The 18,809-nt window shown below is 30.9% G+C and carries 19 protein-coding genes and 2 pseudogenes; 3 read left to right on the top strand and 18 right to left on the bottom strand.

All coding sequences use genetic code 11. From position 1 onward, the window contains the following. Positions 1-22: 22 nt before the first annotated feature. From hutP to CAB05_RS02040, 5 genes are all read right to left on the bottom strand, one after another. Positions 23-454, bottom strand: coding sequence for a histidine utilization transcription antiterminator HutP (gene hutP / locus CAB05_RS02020; RefSeq protein ID WP_087998142.1), 432 nt, complete (start codon positions 452-454; stop codon positions 23-25). A gap of 142 nt (positions 455-596) precedes the next feature. Further along, positions 597-2,063 (bottom strand): long-chain-fatty-acid--CoA ligase, encoded by a 1,467-nt coding sequence (locus CAB05_RS02025; RefSeq protein WP_087998143.1) that lies wholly within the window; start codon positions 2,061-2,063, stop codon positions 597-599. Positions 2,064-2,346: 283 nt separating this feature from the next. Further along, entirely contained in the window at positions 2,347-3,570 is a 1,224-nt protein-coding gene (locus tag CAB05_RS02030) for an MFS transporter (RefSeq protein ID WP_087998144.1), read from the bottom strand. A 338-nt stretch (positions 3,571-3,908) separates the two neighbouring features. Beyond that, the gene (locus CAB05_RS02035; RefSeq protein WP_087998145.1) at positions 3,909-4,583 is read right to left on the bottom strand and encodes an N-acetylmuramoyl-L-alanine amidase; all 675 of its coding nucleotides are present in this window, start codon (positions 4,581-4,583) and stop codon (positions 3,909-3,911) included. 450 nt (positions 4,584-5,033) lie between these two features. After that, positions 5,034-5,546 carry a DUF3231 family protein gene (locus CAB05_RS02040; RefSeq protein ID WP_087998597.1) on the bottom strand — a complete coding sequence of 171 codons (513 nt, stop codon included), beginning with the start codon at positions 5,544-5,546 and terminating at the stop codon, positions 5,034-5,036. A gap of 193 nt (positions 5,547-5,739) precedes the next feature. Here CAB05_RS02040 and CAB05_RS02045 point away from each other — a divergent pair, with 193 nt between their 5' ends. Then, positions 5,740-5,982 carry a WGxxGxxG family protein gene (locus CAB05_RS02045; RefSeq protein WP_087998146.1) on the top strand — a complete coding sequence of 81 codons (243 nt, stop codon included), beginning with the start codon at positions 5,740-5,742 and terminating at the stop codon, positions 5,980-5,982. A 271-nt stretch (positions 5,983-6,253) separates the two neighbouring features. Here CAB05_RS02045 and CAB05_RS22405 read toward each other — a convergent pair. Both CAB05_RS22405 and CAB05_RS22410 read right to left on the bottom strand, forming a co-directional pair. Beyond that, a pseudogene (locus tag CAB05_RS22405) lies at positions 6,254-6,451 on the bottom strand (aldo/keto reductase); the annotation flags it as partial. Between the two features lie 123 nt (positions 6,452-6,574). Further along, positions 6,575-6,726: pseudogene (locus CAB05_RS22410) on the bottom strand (TetR/AcrR family transcriptional regulator); the annotation flags it as partial. A gap of 79 nt (positions 6,727-6,805) precedes the next feature. Between CAB05_RS22410 and CAB05_RS02055 the strand changes: the two are divergent. Continuing rightward, on the top strand, positions 6,806-7,321 hold the full coding sequence (locus CAB05_RS02055; protein ID WP_087998147.1) for a DUF421 domain-containing protein: 516 nt from the start codon (positions 6,806-6,808) through the stop codon (positions 7,319-7,321). A 914-nt stretch (positions 7,322-8,235) separates the two neighbouring features. On the opposite strand, the gene CAB05_RS02065 is transcribed toward CAB05_RS02055, so the two are convergent. The 5 genes from CAB05_RS02065 to CAB05_RS02080 form a co-directional block, all read right to left on the bottom strand. After that, the gene (locus tag CAB05_RS02065) at positions 8,236-10,695 is read right to left on the bottom strand and encodes an LTA synthase family protein (protein WP_087998149.1); all 2,460 of its coding nucleotides are present in this window, start codon (positions 10,693-10,695) and stop codon (positions 8,236-8,238) included. Between the two features lie 186 nt (positions 10,696-10,881). Further along, positions 10,882-11,451 (bottom strand): histidine phosphatase family protein, encoded by a 570-nt coding sequence (locus CAB05_RS02070; RefSeq protein WP_087998150.1) that lies wholly within the window; start codon positions 11,449-11,451, stop codon positions 10,882-10,884. 296 nt (positions 11,452-11,747) lie between these two features. Continuing rightward, positions 11,748-11,876 carry a hypothetical protein gene (locus CAB05_RS22560; protein ID WP_268876368.1) on the bottom strand — a complete coding sequence of 43 codons (129 nt, stop codon included), beginning with the start codon at positions 11,874-11,876 and terminating at the stop codon, positions 11,748-11,750. Positions 11,877-11,912: 36 nt separating this feature from the next. Then, positions 11,913-12,107 carry a hypothetical protein gene (locus CAB05_RS02075; protein WP_142283041.1) on the bottom strand — a complete coding sequence of 65 codons (195 nt, stop codon included), beginning with the start codon at positions 12,105-12,107 and terminating at the stop codon, positions 11,913-11,915. Positions 12,108-12,237: 130 nt separating this feature from the next. Further along, positions 12,238-13,044 (bottom strand): DUF817 domain-containing protein, encoded by an 807-nt coding sequence (locus CAB05_RS02080; RefSeq protein WP_087998152.1) that lies wholly within the window; start codon positions 13,042-13,044, stop codon positions 12,238-12,240. A 100-nt stretch (positions 13,045-13,144) separates the two neighbouring features. Between CAB05_RS02080 and CAB05_RS02085 the strand changes: the two genes are divergently transcribed. Then, positions 13,145-14,221, top strand: coding sequence for a site-2 protease family protein (locus CAB05_RS02085; protein WP_087998153.1), 1,077 nt, complete (start codon positions 13,145-13,147; stop codon positions 14,219-14,221). A gap of 121 nt (positions 14,222-14,342) precedes the next feature. Here the strand turns inward: CAB05_RS02085 and CAB05_RS02090 are convergent, their stop codons facing one another. The 6 genes from CAB05_RS02090 to CAB05_RS02115 form a co-directional block, all read right to left on the bottom strand. Then, positions 14,343-14,567 (bottom strand): helix-turn-helix domain-containing protein, encoded by a 225-nt coding sequence (locus CAB05_RS02090; protein ID WP_087998154.1) that lies wholly within the window; start codon positions 14,565-14,567, stop codon positions 14,343-14,345. A gap of 10 nt (positions 14,568-14,577) precedes the next feature. After that, positions 14,578-15,060 carry a DUF2975 domain-containing protein gene (locus CAB05_RS02095; RefSeq protein WP_087998155.1) on the bottom strand — a complete coding sequence of 161 codons (483 nt, stop codon included), beginning with the start codon at positions 15,058-15,060 and terminating at the stop codon, positions 14,578-14,580. 207 nt (positions 15,061-15,267) lie between these two features. Then, positions 15,268-16,236, bottom strand: a complete 969-nt coding sequence (locus CAB05_RS02100) for an aminoglycoside phosphotransferase family protein (protein ID WP_087998156.1) — start codon at positions 16,234-16,236, stop codon at positions 15,268-15,270. Beyond that, positions 16,217-17,017 carry an ABC transporter permease gene (locus tag CAB05_RS02105; RefSeq protein ID WP_087998157.1) on the bottom strand — a complete coding sequence of 267 codons (801 nt, stop codon included), beginning with the start codon at positions 17,015-17,017 and terminating at the stop codon, positions 16,217-16,219. The genes CAB05_RS02100 and CAB05_RS02105 overlap by 20 nt, the downstream gene beginning before the upstream one ends. A 2-nt stretch (positions 17,018-17,019) precedes the next feature. Continuing rightward, positions 17,020-17,811 (bottom strand): ABC transporter permease, encoded by a 792-nt coding sequence (locus CAB05_RS02110; RefSeq protein ID WP_087998158.1) that lies wholly within the window; start codon positions 17,809-17,811, stop codon positions 17,020-17,022. Beyond that, a complete protein-coding gene (locus CAB05_RS02115) occupies positions 17,790-18,806 on the bottom strand; it encodes an ABC transporter ATP-binding protein (protein ID WP_087998159.1) in 1,017 nt (338 codons plus the stop codon). Before CAB05_RS02115 ends, CAB05_RS02110 begins: the two co-directional genes overlap by 22 nt. Positions 18,807-18,809: the final 3 nt, after the last annotated feature.

The raw sequence follows: 18,809 nt of genomic DNA on the forward strand, positions 1-18,809 counted from the left end.
ATCTCTAATAAACTATGGGCATTTAAATATGATTGATACCAAGACCGGCAGATTCATGCTCAGATCCCTTGATCGGCGCACCGATTGTACCGTATAAAGCGACAGCAATCCAGTCACCTTCATTCGCATTTTTATAAGGTTTTCCTCTAACGACAGCAAATCGAAGACCAACTGTTCTGAGTACGCCACCTAACTGCAAATGACCTCTTGTGACACCTTGAATTGCTTCTAAAATTGCATGATATAACGAATGAACTTCTCTATACAAAGCCCCATTTATTACACCATTCTGTTTGGCAGCGGTTTCAATTGCAGCTACAATTTTTTGTGAATCCATTGTACCAACCTTACCAACACACCAAACGACATTTTCATTAAGATTAATTAGTTCTTCTTCTTCAGTCAAAGCAAGCATCATTGCTGTTCGACCAATTCGTAGACTTTGCTCTGCCATGTGCTATTACCTCTTATGCTTAATCTCTAATAAACTATTATCTATTTCAAGTATATGCTAATAATTACTAAACTTCAATATTTTCAGATTATTATTCTAAAAAAAATCGCAGATTCATTATATCTGCGATTTTCAATCAGCATTATCGAAGGTTTCTTTTTAAAATTTTTCCTGTACTATTTTTAGGTAACTCATTTATAAAATAGATTTGCTTTGGAACTTTATAATGGATTAAATATTTCTGACAGAAGTTTTTAATCTCTACCTCTTTTATCTCTTGATTCACTACGAGATACGCGCAAACAATTTCCCCTACTACTAAATCAGGCTTGCCGACAACGGCTGCTTCAATAATATTAGGATGCTTATATAATTGTTCTTCAATTTCTCTTGGATATACATTATATCCATTCGTTATAATTACGTCTTTTTTTCGATCTAATAAAAATAAATATCCATCTTCATCTTTCTTACCTAGATCGCCTGTTTTGAACCATCCATTTGTAAAAGCTTTTTCAGTTTCTTCTATCTTATTGTAATAACCCATCATTACATTTGGTCCTTTTGCTACTACCTCTCCAATTTCACCAACTAAAACTTCCTCGCCTTTTTCGTTGAGGATTTTTGTTTTTACACTCGGTAAATCAACTCCAACTGAACCAGGCTTACAAAGTCCGCCATAAGGATTAAATGTTAAAACGGGTGATGTTTCTGATAAACCATATCCTTCTAACATATTTAACTTAAATTTATCTTGTAATAATTGAAGTAACTCAATCGGAATTGATGAACCACCTGAAATACACGCTCTTAAACTTGTAAAATCTACAGATGAGACATTAGATAATTGATTTATATAATTATAAATTGTTGGTACAGCTGCAATTAACGTGGCCTTTTCTTTTTTAATGATGTCAACTAATTCAATTGGATTGAATTTTGGCACGATGATTGTAGTCGCTCCATTTAACAAAATCATGTTTACACAAATAGTTAAGCAAAAAGAGTGAAACATAGGAAGTACCGCAATCATTTTATCAGATTCATCTAAATCGATCATCGAAGAAAAATCATTCATATTTTCTATAATATTACGATGGGTAATGACTGCCCCCTTCGGATTTCCAGTTGTCCCCGAAGTATACAAAATAACAGCAGGATCATTTTCACTTAAAATAGGACTAATATATGAATCATTACTAATTATTTGTTGGTCTACTTGTTCAATTGCAATGACATGCTCACATATTGGACAAGAACTCTTTACGCTCAATAATTTATCTTGTTGATCTTCTTTTGTAATAACAAGCTTAACATTCGCATCATTTAAAATATAAATTAATTCATGCTCAGTAAATGCAGGATTTAAAGGTATCGCAATTGCCCCAAGCTTTAAAACTGCTAAATAAGCCTGAATGAACTCTGGTGAGTTTCCAAGTAGAATAGCAACCTTGTCATCTTTATTAATATTTCTATTTAATTCCTTAGCAAAACGATTCGTTTGCAAAATTAATTCATCATAAGTTGAACTCACGCCTTCATAAACATATGCTATATTTTTAGATTGTCTACTATTGGCAATGCTTTCAATCATATTGTAAATATTCATTTTCAGTTCATTCCTTATTATGTTTTCGTAGATAGTTTATGCTTAAGCTAGTTTATCATTTTTTTAGAAAATGAAAAAGTTAGATTAGTTGAATTGAATTTTTGTAGAGCAATTTTATTTCTATTACGATATATTCTTCCCAAAAACAAGCACTAATTTTTATTGATTACATAAAAAAAAGACTACATTTAGGTAGTCCTTTCTTGATCAGCTAACGCATGGTTTAGTTGTCAATATAATATTTTTTTATTTCGTTCATGAAATCCTCAATCTCTTCATAATTCTATATTTCATTATGATATTGTTCATCAAATATAATAGGCTTTTCTTTTAAGTAAATTGTAAGGGCGCAACAAATGAAAAGCAGAATCAAAATGAAATAAACTGAATGAATCCAAGTAGAGTGATCCCCTTTCACAATTTGCATTGCCGCAATGACAATGACTGCACCAAGATTCCCGGCCATTAATAAAAGACTTGTCGCTGCGCCAGATTGTTTCTCGCCTACTAACTCTTCTGTAATTGAAAGTAATAATGCAAAAGCAGGTAAGAGAAAGAATCCTAGCAAACTACCAAGTATCAGAAGGATCGGTAAATGACCACTTGTACAAAGAGGATAAATTAGAAGTAATGGAAAAATGATTGTAAATAATATGAATGGTTTTCTCTTACCAACTAGATCTGAGAGTATCGGTATTATAATCGATCCGATGATTCCACCAATAATTAATGAACCACCTACTAAACCGGCTTGTTCAGAAGAAACACCATATGGTTTTAAAATTTGTTCAATCCACGAGGTTAACCCATTAAAAACACCTAAACCCAAAAATGAAATGATATTTAGTAGAATAAACTGCTTATTTTTAAACAATGTGAATTGGTCATGAAAACTAGGTATGATATCAGTTTCTTGTACGGTAGTATCTTTTGGAATGCCAATAAAGAAGAAAATGAGTGTTGAAATGATGGTAAGAACTGCCATAATGATTAATGTTTGTTGAAATCCAAATTGCTCTACTAAATAAGGTGTAGTAGCTAATGCGATTGCCATTCCAATAAACATTCCTACAGTCCCTATCCCTGTAGCAGTAGCTTGTTGATTTTTAGGAAACCAATCAACAACTAACCTCGAAATCGCATTTAGTATGTATGGCTGTCCGATTGCAATTCCAATTTGTCCTATTAGCAAAATTGAAAAACTAGAATCGAAAACGCGTAGACATGCAAAAACTGACATAAAGATTCCACCAATTAATATACTGTACCTATATCCCCTACGATCAATTACTTTGCCTGAATGGATCGAGAGTAATATATAAATAAGAGGAAACACAGTTAGGAGCCAATTAATATCTGATTCTGATACATTATAATGAGACTTTAAATATGATATTAAAGGGGCAAAATTCAGCCAAAGCATTTGACTAATTCCAGCTAGTGAAGCAAATGCCAATAATACCGTCCAACGATTAGATACTGGTTTAAGTAATTTAATAGGATTCAAACTAAACACATCCTCATGGTATTTATATTCATAGTAGAATATATGACGTGATACATCTTGAATAAAACCTTTTAAACTATTATTTTATTTATGACGAAAATGGAGAAACAAATAAATTTGGAGTCTCTTTGATTTACTTAATCCCCTCATTTTTATGATACTTATTCAATAAAAATAGACTTACTTCCTCATTAATTGAAGTATTGCTTAAATTGTGTTCATGTTATTTTTATCATCAATAGAAACATCGATAAATTAAAACCGCTCTAACGAATATATTAGCGAAGAGCGGCTTTGTATAAATATAATTATCTTTTGGAGATTCTCTTTTAAACTTCTTATTTTTCTTCATACTCTATGAAAGAATCGAAACCTGCTTTTTTTAATTCCTCTACTCTTTTTTCCGCATTTGCTTTTTCTTCGAATGAGCCTGTAACAACTTGATAATAACCTGTTTTTGTGTCTGTTGATGTTTTCTTTTTTAATTTCAATGCTTTTGCAATGCCTTCCGCTGTTGCGATCGCTAATCTTTTTAGATTCTCATCACTTTTTAACCAATACGCATCTTCTTTGTTATCAATGAATAAATTTTCAAGTAAGATTGCGGGCATATTTGTTTCTCTAAGTACCGCAAAATTAGCTTCCTTCTTTCCTCGGTCATAAAATCCTACCTGTGAAATAATTTCATCATGAATAATAGTGCGATAATTAATCGTATTGCTTGAGACATTCCCATTGTAAATATAACTTTCGAAACCATGTCCTCCACCTGCATTTACATGAATTGAAACAAAATAATTTGCACCCCAATCATTAGCTAAGTCCGCTCTTTTATTTAATTCAACAAATACGTCTGAGTCTCTTGTCATTTGTATACTTACATTTTCATAGTCGTTTATCAGGATAGACTTTAGTTTCTTTGCTACATTTAAGACAATATCTTTTTCTTTTAATCCGTTCGCAGTTGCTCCCGAATCGCTCCCACCATGCCCTGGATCAATCGTAATTTTCATTTAATTCCCCCTATGGATAATTAATTAAGAGTAATGCTTGCCTTCAACTAGTTTCTTATTATGTCATTAAGTTGTTTGTAGCATTATTTACAAGCCTTGTCTCAAAGAATATTTATTCGTCTCATTTTAATTTACTGTTTGCTGAATCCAAACATTGATAAGAATCGCTTGTCTACTCATTTTATGTTTGTCCGATTCTTGAGGTGAGTGGTATTTATAAATATTGTGGTTCTAAGGTAATGGAACTGGAAGTTGCAATAAGAGGCTTGATGTGCTGATGTTTGGTCCTTCTTAAACTAAACTGAAATTTAACGCAAAAAAATCGACAATATAGTCGATCAGGTTGTACAGCTAACGAACTTGCTAACTTCCACTGTTAAATTTTAATCTAGAATTCAGAAGGGAAGCAATTAATAAAGTCCACTGTTTAATCAGTGGACTTTATTAGATTTATTGTTGTTTGGTTTCATGATGAAGTGGTGGTGGAACTAGCCAGCCTTTATCTTTCATCATTTGTAATAGTACTGCACCATCTTTGGCTTTTTTTGCGCCCATTTGTCCATATAATAAACCAACATCTTCACGAATTGATTGACTCATCCCTTGACTACTTGCTACAACTCCGGCTGCAATGTCAGCAGCTACCATATATGCTATTTGAGCATCTTGAAATCTTGCTCCAACAGGGATTTGTTCTAGATCAGCTTCAGGTCGTTCTGCTGGAGTTGGTGGAACCGCAATATCATTATGTAATAATACTTCTTCTAGTTCTTTGATTGATGGCTTAATTGATGTTTCAATCACTTGTTTTAAAAAAGCTTTTAATTCCTGATCACCAGTATGGTTTATATAGACCTGATACCCATCAAGTGCTCCTTTTGCAACTGATAACGCGCTCCATAATCCAAATACTTCTCCATAATGTAAAGGCTCATCTTGAGGATTACCACTTAAAATTCCCATTAAAATCTGACTTCCCTTCGTTATTAGATTCATACTATTCTCCTTTTTTGGAAGAGGTACTAATACTATTATTTAACAAAATATGTGAATTATACTTAATCGATTTGTTATTGGATTAATTTGCCATGAATTATTTTAAACAATTATCTAAAAATATAATTGCAATTACTCTACATCAAAGGTGGTGATATAAATGAAAAAGTTATGTTTGGTTTTCTTATCTTTATTATTATCGCTATCATTTTTAACTAATAATGCTTCAGCAGACAGCAATAGGTACTCAAACAATAATATGAATAACCGATACAACCCAACGCCTGTTACTAATCCTGCTAATGTAGACGATGATGACGATACTGATTGGGGTTGGATTGGATTGTTAGGATTAGCTGGATTATTAGGATTAAGAAGAAGAGATCGTGACGACCGAAAGTAATAGTAGAATTTTAAATCTAACTATATGTTAACTTTCCCTGAGTAATATAGATTAGATTCCAAAAGAAAAATCCTCTTTAACAGAGGATTTTTTTTAATATGAATGATTTCTACCAATCAAGACAACTTCTTTTAGACTGGTTGCCAATTAGTTAAGTAAAAATAACAAAATTTGATACTGTTGATAAGCTACTAACGTGTGCATTAGTTGAATTTAGAAATATAAAAATGTAAATATATTTCACAAAAAATAAAGAAAGATTTAGTATGCTCTAAATATCAAGTTTACGCGTACCAATCCACTTCACCATTTCAGGATCCCTATGTGAAAAGAACAAGCTCTCTTTCGTATCTAACTTGGCAATTTGGTCCATATCCTCTTGGCTTAAATCAAAGTCAAAGATATTGAAGTTTTCGTTGATTCTTTCCTTTCGTACTGACTTCGGAATTGCAACAACTCCTCTACCGGTTGTATTAAGTCCATTTTTCCCCTTGCTTTTGAATAAATATCAGAACATAGTGAGTCCAACTGATAATTTTGACATCATCTTCACCTATCCAATATATAAAAGAGGCATAATAAAATTATAGGATTAATGTACTCTGTACATTAGATAAAACTGGTTTGCAATATATACTGAACTATATTGAAGACCATTCTTAATCCACCATAAGATGATACCCGCCAAAATTCTGTTCTAGCATTTCCCCTTCTTGTTCCTACTAATTGTCTTAATACTAGAAAACAAATACTACCCTCGCCTGTCAATTTTAATGAATATTTAGTAATCACTTTGGAAAATTAAGTTAAAAAGGATGATTATATGCAACTTGACATTGTTTGTAAAGCAGTGCTAATTATTATCATGGGAACACTTTTATTAAGAATAGCTGGAAGAAGCTCTATTTCTAAATTGACGATTTCAGAACTTGTTTTAATGAGTACAATTGGTCCATTACTAAGTCGTCCAATTGAAAATAAGGGTATTTGGACAAGTTTTGGTGTTGCTTCTATACTTATCCTTACAGTATTTGTGTTTCAGTTTCTTAATTTAAAATTCAATTCAATAGAATTATTACTAAATGGCAAACCAATTATCGTTATTGAAGATGGGATCTTAAATATAGGAAATATGAAGAAGGCTCGTATTACGACAGATAATCTAAAAATGCGTTTACACCAGTTAGGTATAACCTCAATTGACGATGTAGCTTGGGCGTCATTAGAAGCGAATGGGCAAATTGGATATAAATTGAAGTCAACCTCACAGCCTGCAACTAAGCAGGACATTCAAAATTTGATACGACTAATTGAGACAAAATTACTTAAATCAGAATAAGGCTATGTAAAATCATTATTTCGCTTTATAAATAAAAAGTTCTCATTTAACTTTTAAACGATAATTATTATTCAAATTTTATAGTACTATATACAAAAAAGGTCTGTGAAAACAGACCTTCAAATATAATTTTCATCTTTTTATGAATTTCTAATTTACCACCACTTTTATCATATTGCTTGGCCGCTATAACAGGACTAATTGAAAGGCCTGTTTTATTTTGGTAATAATTCACAATTTTATTAATGACAACTCTGAAAAGCGTTATATATTTAAAGTTTGATTCCACTATCTTTTTTTAGGAAGGTCAGTTACAAAAGATTGATTTTATCGAAATAAGCGCTCGTTAGTTGTATAAGGAAATTAAAACCTAGTACTCATCTTCCTAATTTTCTTTATGGAACTTTATAATTTGTTTGTAATATTTGAGATATGGAATTATTCCAACTATAACAAGTAACAATCCTAGTCCCGTAAGAAATTCAGGACCATTAAAATCATCAAAATAAGTTAAAGTAACAATTAATAGACCAAACGAAATATACAATGCGGAAATTAAATGTTTCAAACTATTTCTCCTCCTACTTTTGAACAATTCTAATTTATACAAAATAATTTATCATTATTACTATTAATCTTATGGAACTTAACTTCCTTTTAATGCAATAAAAAAAGACTACCAAAGTAGTCTATCGTTGTTGAACTAACGCTCTCGTTAGTTACATAAGAAACTTGTTACAGATTCATATTCTTTATAATTTCTTAATTCGTTTTCATTAATTAACCGTATTTTTTAAAATGTGAAAAAAGGTTTTTTTCTATTTATGATTAGCAAATTTGGAAAGTTACGATTGATACTATCTATTATAACTAAAAGATAACATCAAAATGGCTTTCAACAGCCTGAAATCAGCTTATTTTAGAAGTTTTAATGTCGCATTATTGACTTTGAAAAATTCTTGTAGTCTATCTGGTGTTAAAATTGTGCCATTCTGAAAAAGTTTATCTTTGTTAATACTTACGTAAAGATACCCATTTGGATAAATATCAGATAATCCTTCTTTATCCATTGAATCAGCAAACTTATCTTTAAACGTTACACCGTTCAAAGAAAACTCATATGGAACATCAGACTCTCCAATATTAGCTCTAACAATTGTATATTTTTCAGCTTCTAAGAAAACTTCCCACGAAACTTTATTTAAATCAATACTTTTTGACTGTGCTTCAATAGTAGTTTTATAGTCACTGCTCGATACTATTTTTAGTGGGAATTTATTAGATTTTAATAACTCTTTATCCATCGAATCAGAAATTATTAAGGTTAATTCGACTACTTTACCCTCATTTAAAATTCCTTTAGGAATATTTACTTTTAGGTTTTTCTCATCTATCACTGTCGTTTTAAGACCTTTATTTCCAAGATAAGCTTTAGTAAATGAACTGAAGTTTTCACCCTGAAGTAGTAATTGTTGATTGTCTAAATCTTTAGACACAACACTCGGAAATACCTTATTAATTTTTAATGGTTCAGAACCAAAGTAAAAGTCTTCATTTTTATTTAATAACTTATTCTTATCAAAAAATTTGCTACCAAATAATATGTCATATTGAAGTAACTTGTATTGATCAATCCATTTTTGATTTTGATTTTCCTTTTTCGCAAAAGAAGGGATTGTAGTTACTGCTTGTCTATGTTGTCTCATATCACTCATAAAGGAATAGAATCTATCATTGTTTAAATTTACTAGATCTAAAACATATGATGGTAACATATTTGCACTTAAACGAAAATCTTTTTGTTTTGGTAAGAAGTTTGACCATACAATCGCAGGAACACTGTGCATTTTATTATATCCCTTATATGTAGATACATCTTTATAGAATTCCATTTCTTTATAAACTTGAAAATCTTGACCTAACATAGGTAAGTGGTCTCCGTAAAAAACAAGAATTGTTGGTTCATCAATTTCTTTTAGTTTGTCTATAAGTAATTTAAGAGCTTTATCAACATCCGAAAGTGTTTGTGTATAAGTTTCCAATGTATCCTTTGATTCTTTAGATAATTCTTTATTAACTTTAATTGCATTTTCATTAATTTTATCTAAAGGATATGGTCCGTGATTTTCCATTGAGACCGCATAGATATAATCTCTACTATTTGATAATTTGATTTCCTTTGCAATTCGATTAGACAACTCATTATCTACAATAAATTCTCTACGATGCTCAGGATTCAAGAAGAACTCTTGTCCAATAAAATTATTAAACCCAAGATCTTTATACACTTCATTCCTTCTATAGAACCAAGAATTATAGGTGTGAATACCAGTAGTTTTATATCCAATTTGATTTAAAACAGTTGGAACTGAATAGACAGGCTGATGAACATATTGTGCAAAAGCAATTGCTCCGCTTGGTAGTAATTGAGTAGATAACCCAGTTATTGCTTCAAATTCAGTGTTTACCGTTCCTCCACCATATACTGGAGATATCATTGTACCACTTGTAGCTGTTTTTTGAAGTGAATGAAAATACGGAATTGGGTCTTTACTAAAATATTCTTTCCCCATCAGAGTAGGGTCCCAAAATGCTTCACTTTGTAAAAAAATAATATTGGGTTTCTTTTCAACCTGACCATTCGTTTTATTTTCATATTTATTTAATATTTTTTCTACGTTATTTTTCGAATAATGAGATGGTTCTTTTATATTCAACCATCTAGCATCTAGTGCAAAACCCAAAACATAACCATTTTGATTTGAATGCATTTTTTGATCCCATGTAATGGTTTCAATTCCTAGTTTTTCCGTAATTGGAATAGGTCTATCATATATAATCGCAAGCAAAGTAATAATAGAAAATATTGTTATACCAAGTCTTTTTGGTACATTATATTTTTCGTTCCTTACCATAATAGTTAACACAATTCCAATTAATAATATTGCTCCGAACGTTGATAAGACTGTGTATAGATTTTCGATATTCAAGTATTTTGTAATATCTGTCGCCTCTCTCCCAAGAGAAAAATCAGTTGGTAATAAAGGTTCACCCCTAATATCCACCTTAACACCACTTACATAACCAACCAAGGAGGTAATTAGAATTGTTAAAAAACCCAAAAATACATAAGCCTTTTTATTTAAAAAGTAAAATAGATTTGTGATCCCAAATAGTAAAAAATAATTTAGAATCCCTTCCTTTGGTCTGTTAATTAACCAATTAGAAAATTCAACTAAACTCTCTCTAAATAATGCTTCTCCTAATATAAAACCTAATAAAGGAAGCAAGAAGACTAAGTACAAATCATTATAATTCACGATTTTCATAGCAATACTAGGCTTCTTTTCTAATTTTTGTTCATATATTTCCAAAGTATTTTCACCCTACTTTTCCCGATTACTTTAAACGAATTTAATAATTATTTGGTTTTGTATGTTTACTATTATAATATGGCAATTATTTACAGCAAGTTTTAAAAATCGGCATGTTATTACAAATTTCAACATAAAATCTTAAAAATTCCCATAAGCGCTGATAATAGGGATTAGTTCTATATTTTAATTGTTCATTGAATATGTATTAGATTGCCAGTGTTTAGAGCTTGGTTTTTTATTGGATTTCCAACCTATTTTTTGAAGTTCTTTCGCAATTAATATATTAAAAAATCCATGTCCTATTAAAACAATATTATTGTGCTCTTGTGCAAATTTAATTAAAATCTTTGAAGCCCTTTCTGCTCTAATTTTAGCAGCACTTAGAGATTCGCATTCCCTTGAATAACCAACTAACCATATGCATCGCAATATCACTGCCCATATTTTAGGTTTCAATTTTAGTCCCAAGAAGTTTATGTTAGGAAATGGTACCTCTGTTTCACGAAACAACTGATCTAAATATGTTACGCAATTTGGTTTTAAAAACTCTGCTGATTTTATTGACCTTTCTAAATCACTTGTAATGATTACTTTAGCTATGGTTATCTTTTTTATAGTTGCAGTCGGATATATCTCCTCTTCAAATACGCCATTCAAATCATATTTTAGAACCCAATCTTTAAACTCTTTACAGGTAATTGCTTTATTTTCAGCCCATATTGATTTCCCGTGTCTTACCAAAGAAATTTCCATAATAATACTCCTATACATTCTATTCTAATCAATAAAAACAAAAAGTTTCTATGATTCTATTAGTCAATTCATTCTAATAATAATAATACTGTTCAACTCACCTTCAACAGTTACTTTATATTCTTCTATCATTTCAGTTTGGCATTGATGACAAATCCTTCTTATTTCATTCACTTCTATAATATTGATCGATTCATTTATCTATTAAACTTATTTCGACAAAAAAGTTTCACTTTCCTCGTTCAACAATATGGCCATTTAATCAAAGTAACCCATTGATAAATATAACAAATAAATTAATGGCTATATTGTTCATCTTCATATTGATAGAACCATTTTTGTTTACCATCTGGATCTTGAATTTGACGTAAAGTCAAAACAACTAATTCACTCGTAAGTTCAAAAAGAAAAAAAGAATCTTCCACTAAGATCCTTTTTTGTCTGTATCTCTATATGTTTCATTATTCTTCGTTTTCGCGCTTTTTAATTTGTAAAAGCGTATCTGTGATGGTTTTTAGTTCCTCTTTCAGACGGATGGTCTCATTTGCTACTTGTTCGGATGAAGTTTCTTTAATTGTCTTGTTTAGTACATCTACCACTTTACGTAACTTTACGATGGATTGTTCAAGTTGAACAGTTGATGTGGTTTTCATCATTTCCACTCCTTGATCGGTTTTAGCTTTAGCATACCACAGTTTATTTTATAGTAAATCATACCATTTATCAGACCCTTTTATAAAGAAAGAAAATAAAAATAGCCCTCAATATTATAGAGGGCTATTTGTTTTACCTACTACTAGTTACTCCATGTGTATGATTATTAGTGCTCTTCTGACTAAACGCAACAATAATAAAACTAACAATGACTAGTAAAAACCAAGAACTAATTTTACCAACGTGGACGATTTGCCAATGGGCATGTTGATCCGGGTATTTCCATGCTCCAAAAAATGTGGCTATATTTTCAGCAATCCAAATGAATAATCCTATTAAGAAAAACGAGAGGACTAAATGCATTCGTAATATGGTCGTTTTCACTTTAAATTGCACCGTCGTTTTGAAAAATACAAATGGTAGAATTAGAATGAAAAGCCATCTCAGATCGTAAAAATAATGATGGGTAAAAAAGTTTAAATATATTAGGCTGCCAAATAATAAAACGACGATCGGGTTTGGATAATTTATTAATTGAATATGCATCCTTTTCCAAGCCTGGCAAATATAACTTCCAACACTTGCATACATAAATCCACTATAAATCGGAACATCCATAATTTTTAAATACGAATGCTCTGGATATGACCAAGATCCCATTCGTACTTTAAAGATTTCAAGTATTAATCCAATTAGATGGAAAATACAAATCATCAAAAATTCCTTTTTCGTTTCAAATTTTGTCATGATAAACGCAATTTGTATCAATAGGCAAACGATAAAAATAAAATCATATCTTGGTAAATATGGAATTGATACAAGCTTTGATATTGCTAATGTAGCAAAAATTAGTACAGGAAACAGACAAGATAGTGCTTCTTGAACAGTAAATTCTATTAATAGTAAAAAGTAATTTAAAAATCTAGTTTTAGTTTTCATGAAAGAATCCCTATTTTCTTTTAATTTAACAATTTTTTAATATATAATGTTATAATTTTAAAAAAATAATATCTTATGATGTTAGAAGGTGAAGTGTTGTATGTCACAACCAATTATTAGTCAAAAAACGAAAAAGAATGCTGCTAAAATTGGAATTGTACTCGCTTTTATCGGTGCAAAATTAAAACTGATTTTGCCCTTATTAAAAGCTGCTAAGTTTATGTCGTTTATAAGCATGATTTTCTTTCTATTTACTTATGGATTAACATTTGGTTGGTATTTTGCATTTGCGATATTATATTTGTTAATTTGTCATGAAGGTGGGCATTTAATTGCCGCTAAAAGAAAGGGTTTACCAACTTCCCCTGCCTTTTTTATTCCTTTCGTAGGGGCAGTTATTTCCTTAAAGGAAATGCCAAAGGATGCAGTTACAGAAAGTTATGTTGCTTTTGGTGGACCACTGTTTGGTCTGATTTCAATTCTTCCTGCAATTCCTTTATATCATTACACACATAATGAGTTCTTTGGTTTGGTTATTGCACTTGGTTGTATTCTGAACCTATTTAATTTAATTCCAATTTCACCACTTGATGGAGGAAGAATTTTAAGTGTATTACCTCCAATATTTTGGTTCATTGGTATTATGTTGATGTTTGTATATGTGTTTTACTACCCTAACTTTATCGCATTTTATATTATTTTCTTAGGCATCATGACGTTTATTAAACGCATAAGAGAATCTTTTACATTAAAAGTGATAAACGAAAAAATAAAGCTATACGAACATACGATTAAACAATTTCAATTTGGAATATTTAATTATCAATATGATATTCACGTAAAAGACAGCTTTTTCTTTCCTATTTTTGAAGATCAGAAAAAATTAGAACATGAACTTCATAAAGAAAGATACTATATCAACAATTTAATTGGGTCAATTGATATAAAAATCGACCATACAGATAGTGAGTGGCGTAGTCATATTGATCAAAAAATTGATGAAATAAGAATAAATAAAATCCAACCTTTGCTAAAGGAAAAAGAATCGCTTGAAACTTATTACGTAACAAGTAATCGTAAAAAATGGCAAATATTTATTTCTTATATCTTACTTGCTAGTTGTTTATCCCTTTTAGGATTTTGGGGTTATGGTTTAATTGAGAACGTAATAATGTAAATATATAATTTTATTTCTCTTATGAAACGCTTGGATAATAATATGATCCAAGCGTTTTAAATTTGTGTTGCAACGATAAACACTCTAAATTGAAAAATAAGTTATCCTAGAAGCGTAAATTCTAAGTATTTTCAGAATTCTCTTCAGTTTGATACTCTAAAATATCCCCTGGCTGACATTCTAATGCTTTGCAAATTGCTTCTAAAGTTGAAAATCGAATTGCTTTCGCCTTACCGTTTTTCAATATAGAAAGATTCGCCATCGTAATTCCAACTCTGTCTGCAAGTTCTGTAACACTCATTTTCCTCTTAGCCAGCATCACATCGATATTGATTATAATTGCCATATTATTCACCTCAGACTATTAGGTCATTTTCAGATTTTATATCGATGGCTTCTTGTAAAAGCCTTTGAAGAACTGCTGCAAATACTGCAATCACCATAGAAGCAAATATAATGACCAATCCAATTAATATGATACCTGGTGCATCGTCTTTCTCAGCGATGAGATAGTAGATTGGCATTCCTAATGCAATGATCGTACTAATTGCGATTGCACAAGATTTTATATTTTTTAATGCACGTACAGATAATTCCGAGAACGCTTTGTTCTTATCAATATAAATTAACAATTTAAAAGCTTGAACGAGAGCAAAGTAAAAAGGAATCGCGCCAACATACAAATCTATAAAAACGAGATATTTGAGATAAGACATGTTTGGATACAATTCAACTGCAAATTTTGCAATTTCTGGCACCACAAATATACATAAAGCAAGAACTGGAATACCAATAAGAACTACCGCTATCTTTAAAAAGAGCGTTGACACTTGTTTCATAAAAGCACCTCACTTATTTATTTTCATTTTGAATTTACCATATCATTTATCGTTTTTCAATAAATATTTATTTATATTTATAACATTTTTATTGTTTGGAAAGCAAATCGATTTGTTTTTGCATCTTCATAAGTTTAAAGAAGGTGCCTCATTGTCATAAAATTGACTAATGAGACACCTTCTTTTTGTGATTATCTTTGATTCGTTTTAATCCAAATAATATTTAGAGTATAACTCTTTAAATACAAAAATTGCTTTATAAAAATGTTCATTATAAGTACCTTCATCTTCCAAACTCCAGCAAGTAGATAAAACTGCATGAGCAAATCCCCATAATAAAAGTCTTTTTTTATCTAATGCCAATTGATCAACAAGTAAATCAACTCTTTTATCGATAACAGTAAGGATATCTTTGTTTTCTAGGTTATTTAATAAAAATTGAATTGTATCGTATTCTCTTTCTCCAAATAAACCTTTTGGATCAATTGCTAACCATGTATCTTTACTTGTATGTAAGATATTATAATGATGTAAATCACCATGTAGTAAGTAAAGATCGGTTTGAGTATTCGCTAGCTCTTTGAATATATCTACAGCTTCCTGAATTGTTCCGATCATAATCGGACCGATTCCCTCTGGATTTTGCTGTGAAATCCTCATTAAGCTATTTAGACGATGAATAATTGACTGCAAATTACTGTTTTTTGGAGCTGGTCTCCATAACTTTTTCATAATACTTGATGCAATTAAAACTGCTTCGTCTTCATTTTTTATTGAAACCAAAGTTTCACCAGGAATCAATCTTTCTAAAATAAGTACTCCCTTTTCAAGATCGCTATCGATTAATGATACCATTCCATTGCCATTAAATTCCTTCAATGCAGAAACTTCCGAAAGAAATTCTTCATTTGGAACAGTAAGCTTAATAACTAGATCTTTACCATCATCAGCTTTAGCAGGTGCAACAAAGTTATACGATAAATCAAAAGGCGGCATAATTTTCATCTTCCATCGTTCTTCACAATGAGCAATTAAAACATCAAAATTTGCTAACCACTCCTCTCCTTTTTCCTTATGTATATCAGTAATTGTTTTGACAAATTTTGAAGGTAATTGAATCATACGATCTCCTTTTTCGATTTGATGCAATGCATGATTAATGACCAGTGCTTTCATAATGTTTTACACCAAAATTCCAAAACTTATATGCTACAACAAAACTAGTAATTGCGACCAAAGGTGTGACAATTGCTAAAATGGAAACGCCATGCGCATCTAAAAAGTAATTTGCAGGATAAAACGCTGTAAATCCATATGGTATGATCCATGTAATCACTAATGTAATTGATTTATGATAGATCGTTACTGGGTAACGCGCAAATTCACTTAATCCGAAAACTGATACAACAATTGGCAAACTATCAACCATCCAAAACGAAAAAGTTATAAAAAATAAATTAATTGCTACAAATATCATTCCACTTGAAATGATAAATAGGATTAGCATACCGATTTCAGTTATCCCCCAATTTATTCCTATATGGCTAGTAGAATAAAGTAATATAATGATTCCAATTATAAATTGACCAAAACCGTCTTGTTGAAACCGCTCTGAAATAACTTGAAATAATGGATTGACTGGTCTTAGTAAAAGTCTTTCGAAGTTACCAGAACGTATATATTGCCAACCTAATGTCCATAAATTATCAAAAAAGATGTGATGAATCGATCTCCCTAAAAATGCGATCGCAAATATAAATAGGATTTCATAAAAAGTCCACCCTTTTAATACTTGAATATTGCTAAATATAATTTTCAAAAATATTATGCTAATTCCTTGTTGGATAATCGTCGAAAACATGCCGATTAAAAAATCTACTCGGTATTCAAGCATTACTTTTATATGTTTACTAGCATAATGGAGATATAGTTTGATATATCGTATAAAGTTTTTCATGACTAACCTCCAAATATTGTAATTTTACGAATGGCAATTGACCATAGGAATCGAAGCAGTGCATACATGCTAATTAACCAAAAAATTTGAAGTCCAATAGAAGATATGATTTGATTTGTATCATGAATTTGACCAGTAAAAATAGCCGTAGGGATATATACCATTGCTTGAAATGGCAAGAATTGACTTACATCTTGGAACCAATTTGGAAATAAGCTTAACGGAATTAATGCCCCAGAGAAAAACTTAATAATTGCTTCCCTTAGGACTCTGACGCCCCAAACATTTACTGTCCAAAAGGCGACAATTCCAATCATTAAATCAATTTGAGCTCCTATTAATACACCTAGTGCAAAACTGATGATGAAGTATAAATAAATTACTATATTAGTAGGAAATGATAGCGATAAAAATAAGAAAGCGATTGCAATTATTGGCAATGTTGCACGGAAAAATGAACTGATTTTTGAACCTATATCTAATGCAATCATTTTATTTAACATGTGATATGGTTTTAATAGCTCCAGTACAATACTTCCATCTTTTATTTGTCGTGCCAGACCATCTCCAACACCTGATACATATTGTTCGATAATCATTGCTACGACGATATAGGTTAGCATTGACTGAAAACCGATTCCTTTAATTGAATCATTATTTTCATAGACTGCAAGCCAAAAATAATAAGTGATTAAAAGTCGTAAAATTGCCGAACAAGTTTCAGCCCAGTACCAAGCTGTATAGGCAGAATCTACCTTCATTTGCGATTTCGCTAGTTCCCAGTATTTGACCATGAACTAGCACCTCTTTCATATATCTCTTTCACAATTGCTTCAATCCCAGGTTCTGTTAATGTAAAATCCTGAATCGTATAATGTGACATGATTTCTTGAATAATATCTGTTGCGGATACGTTTGCACTGTTGAATGCTAGAAGAAAACTATTTTGTTGTCCTTCAATTTTTTCTACCTTTATATGATTTGATAAATTACTTGGGAGTTGGAAATTTTGTTGTTTATCAATTTCGATTTGAATCATTCGGTTATAAGTAACACCTTTTTTCAATTCTTCTAACAGACCATCAAACATGATCGTCCCTTGATCGATCACAATAATTCGATTACAAAGCTCTTCAATATCTTGCATATCATGTGTCGTTAAAATAATGGTCGTTTTATATACACGGTTCATATCTTTAATAAACTGACGAATTTTTTCCTTCACAACAACATCTAATCCAATAGTAGGCTCATCAAGATATACTATTTTCGGGTTATGTAAAAAGGCAGCCGCTAATTCACAACGCATTTTTTGACCTAAAGAGAGTTGTCTAACAGGAATATGTAATAATGGTTCTAAATCTAAGATTTCCTTAAATAATGCGATATTATTCTGGTAATCTTGTTCAGGTATCTCATAAACATGTTTTAATAACTCAAATGACTCTTGCACGGGAATATCCCAATATAGCTGTGTTCGTTGACCAAATACTGCACCAATTGTATAAGCGTTATTCATACGATCTTTATAAGGTACAATTCCATTTACAGTGATTGACCCTTCATCAGGTGTAAGCACACCACTAATCATTTTAATGGTTGTTGATTTCCCGGCCCCGTTTGAACCAATATAGCCAACGATTTCCCCTTCGCTAATATGGAAATTAATATCTTTTACAGCTGTTTTTATTTCATAAACAGGTTTAAACAAAGCTTTGATGAACCCTCTTAAACCAGGGTCTCTCTTTAGAATCCGGTAATGCTTCTTTAAATCCTTTACTTCAATCATACT

This window comes from Gottfriedia solisilvae, from assembly GCF_002128405.1.
Taxonomy (GTDB): Bacteria; Bacillota; Bacilli; order Bacillales; family Bacillaceae_G; genus Gottfriedia; species Gottfriedia solisilvae.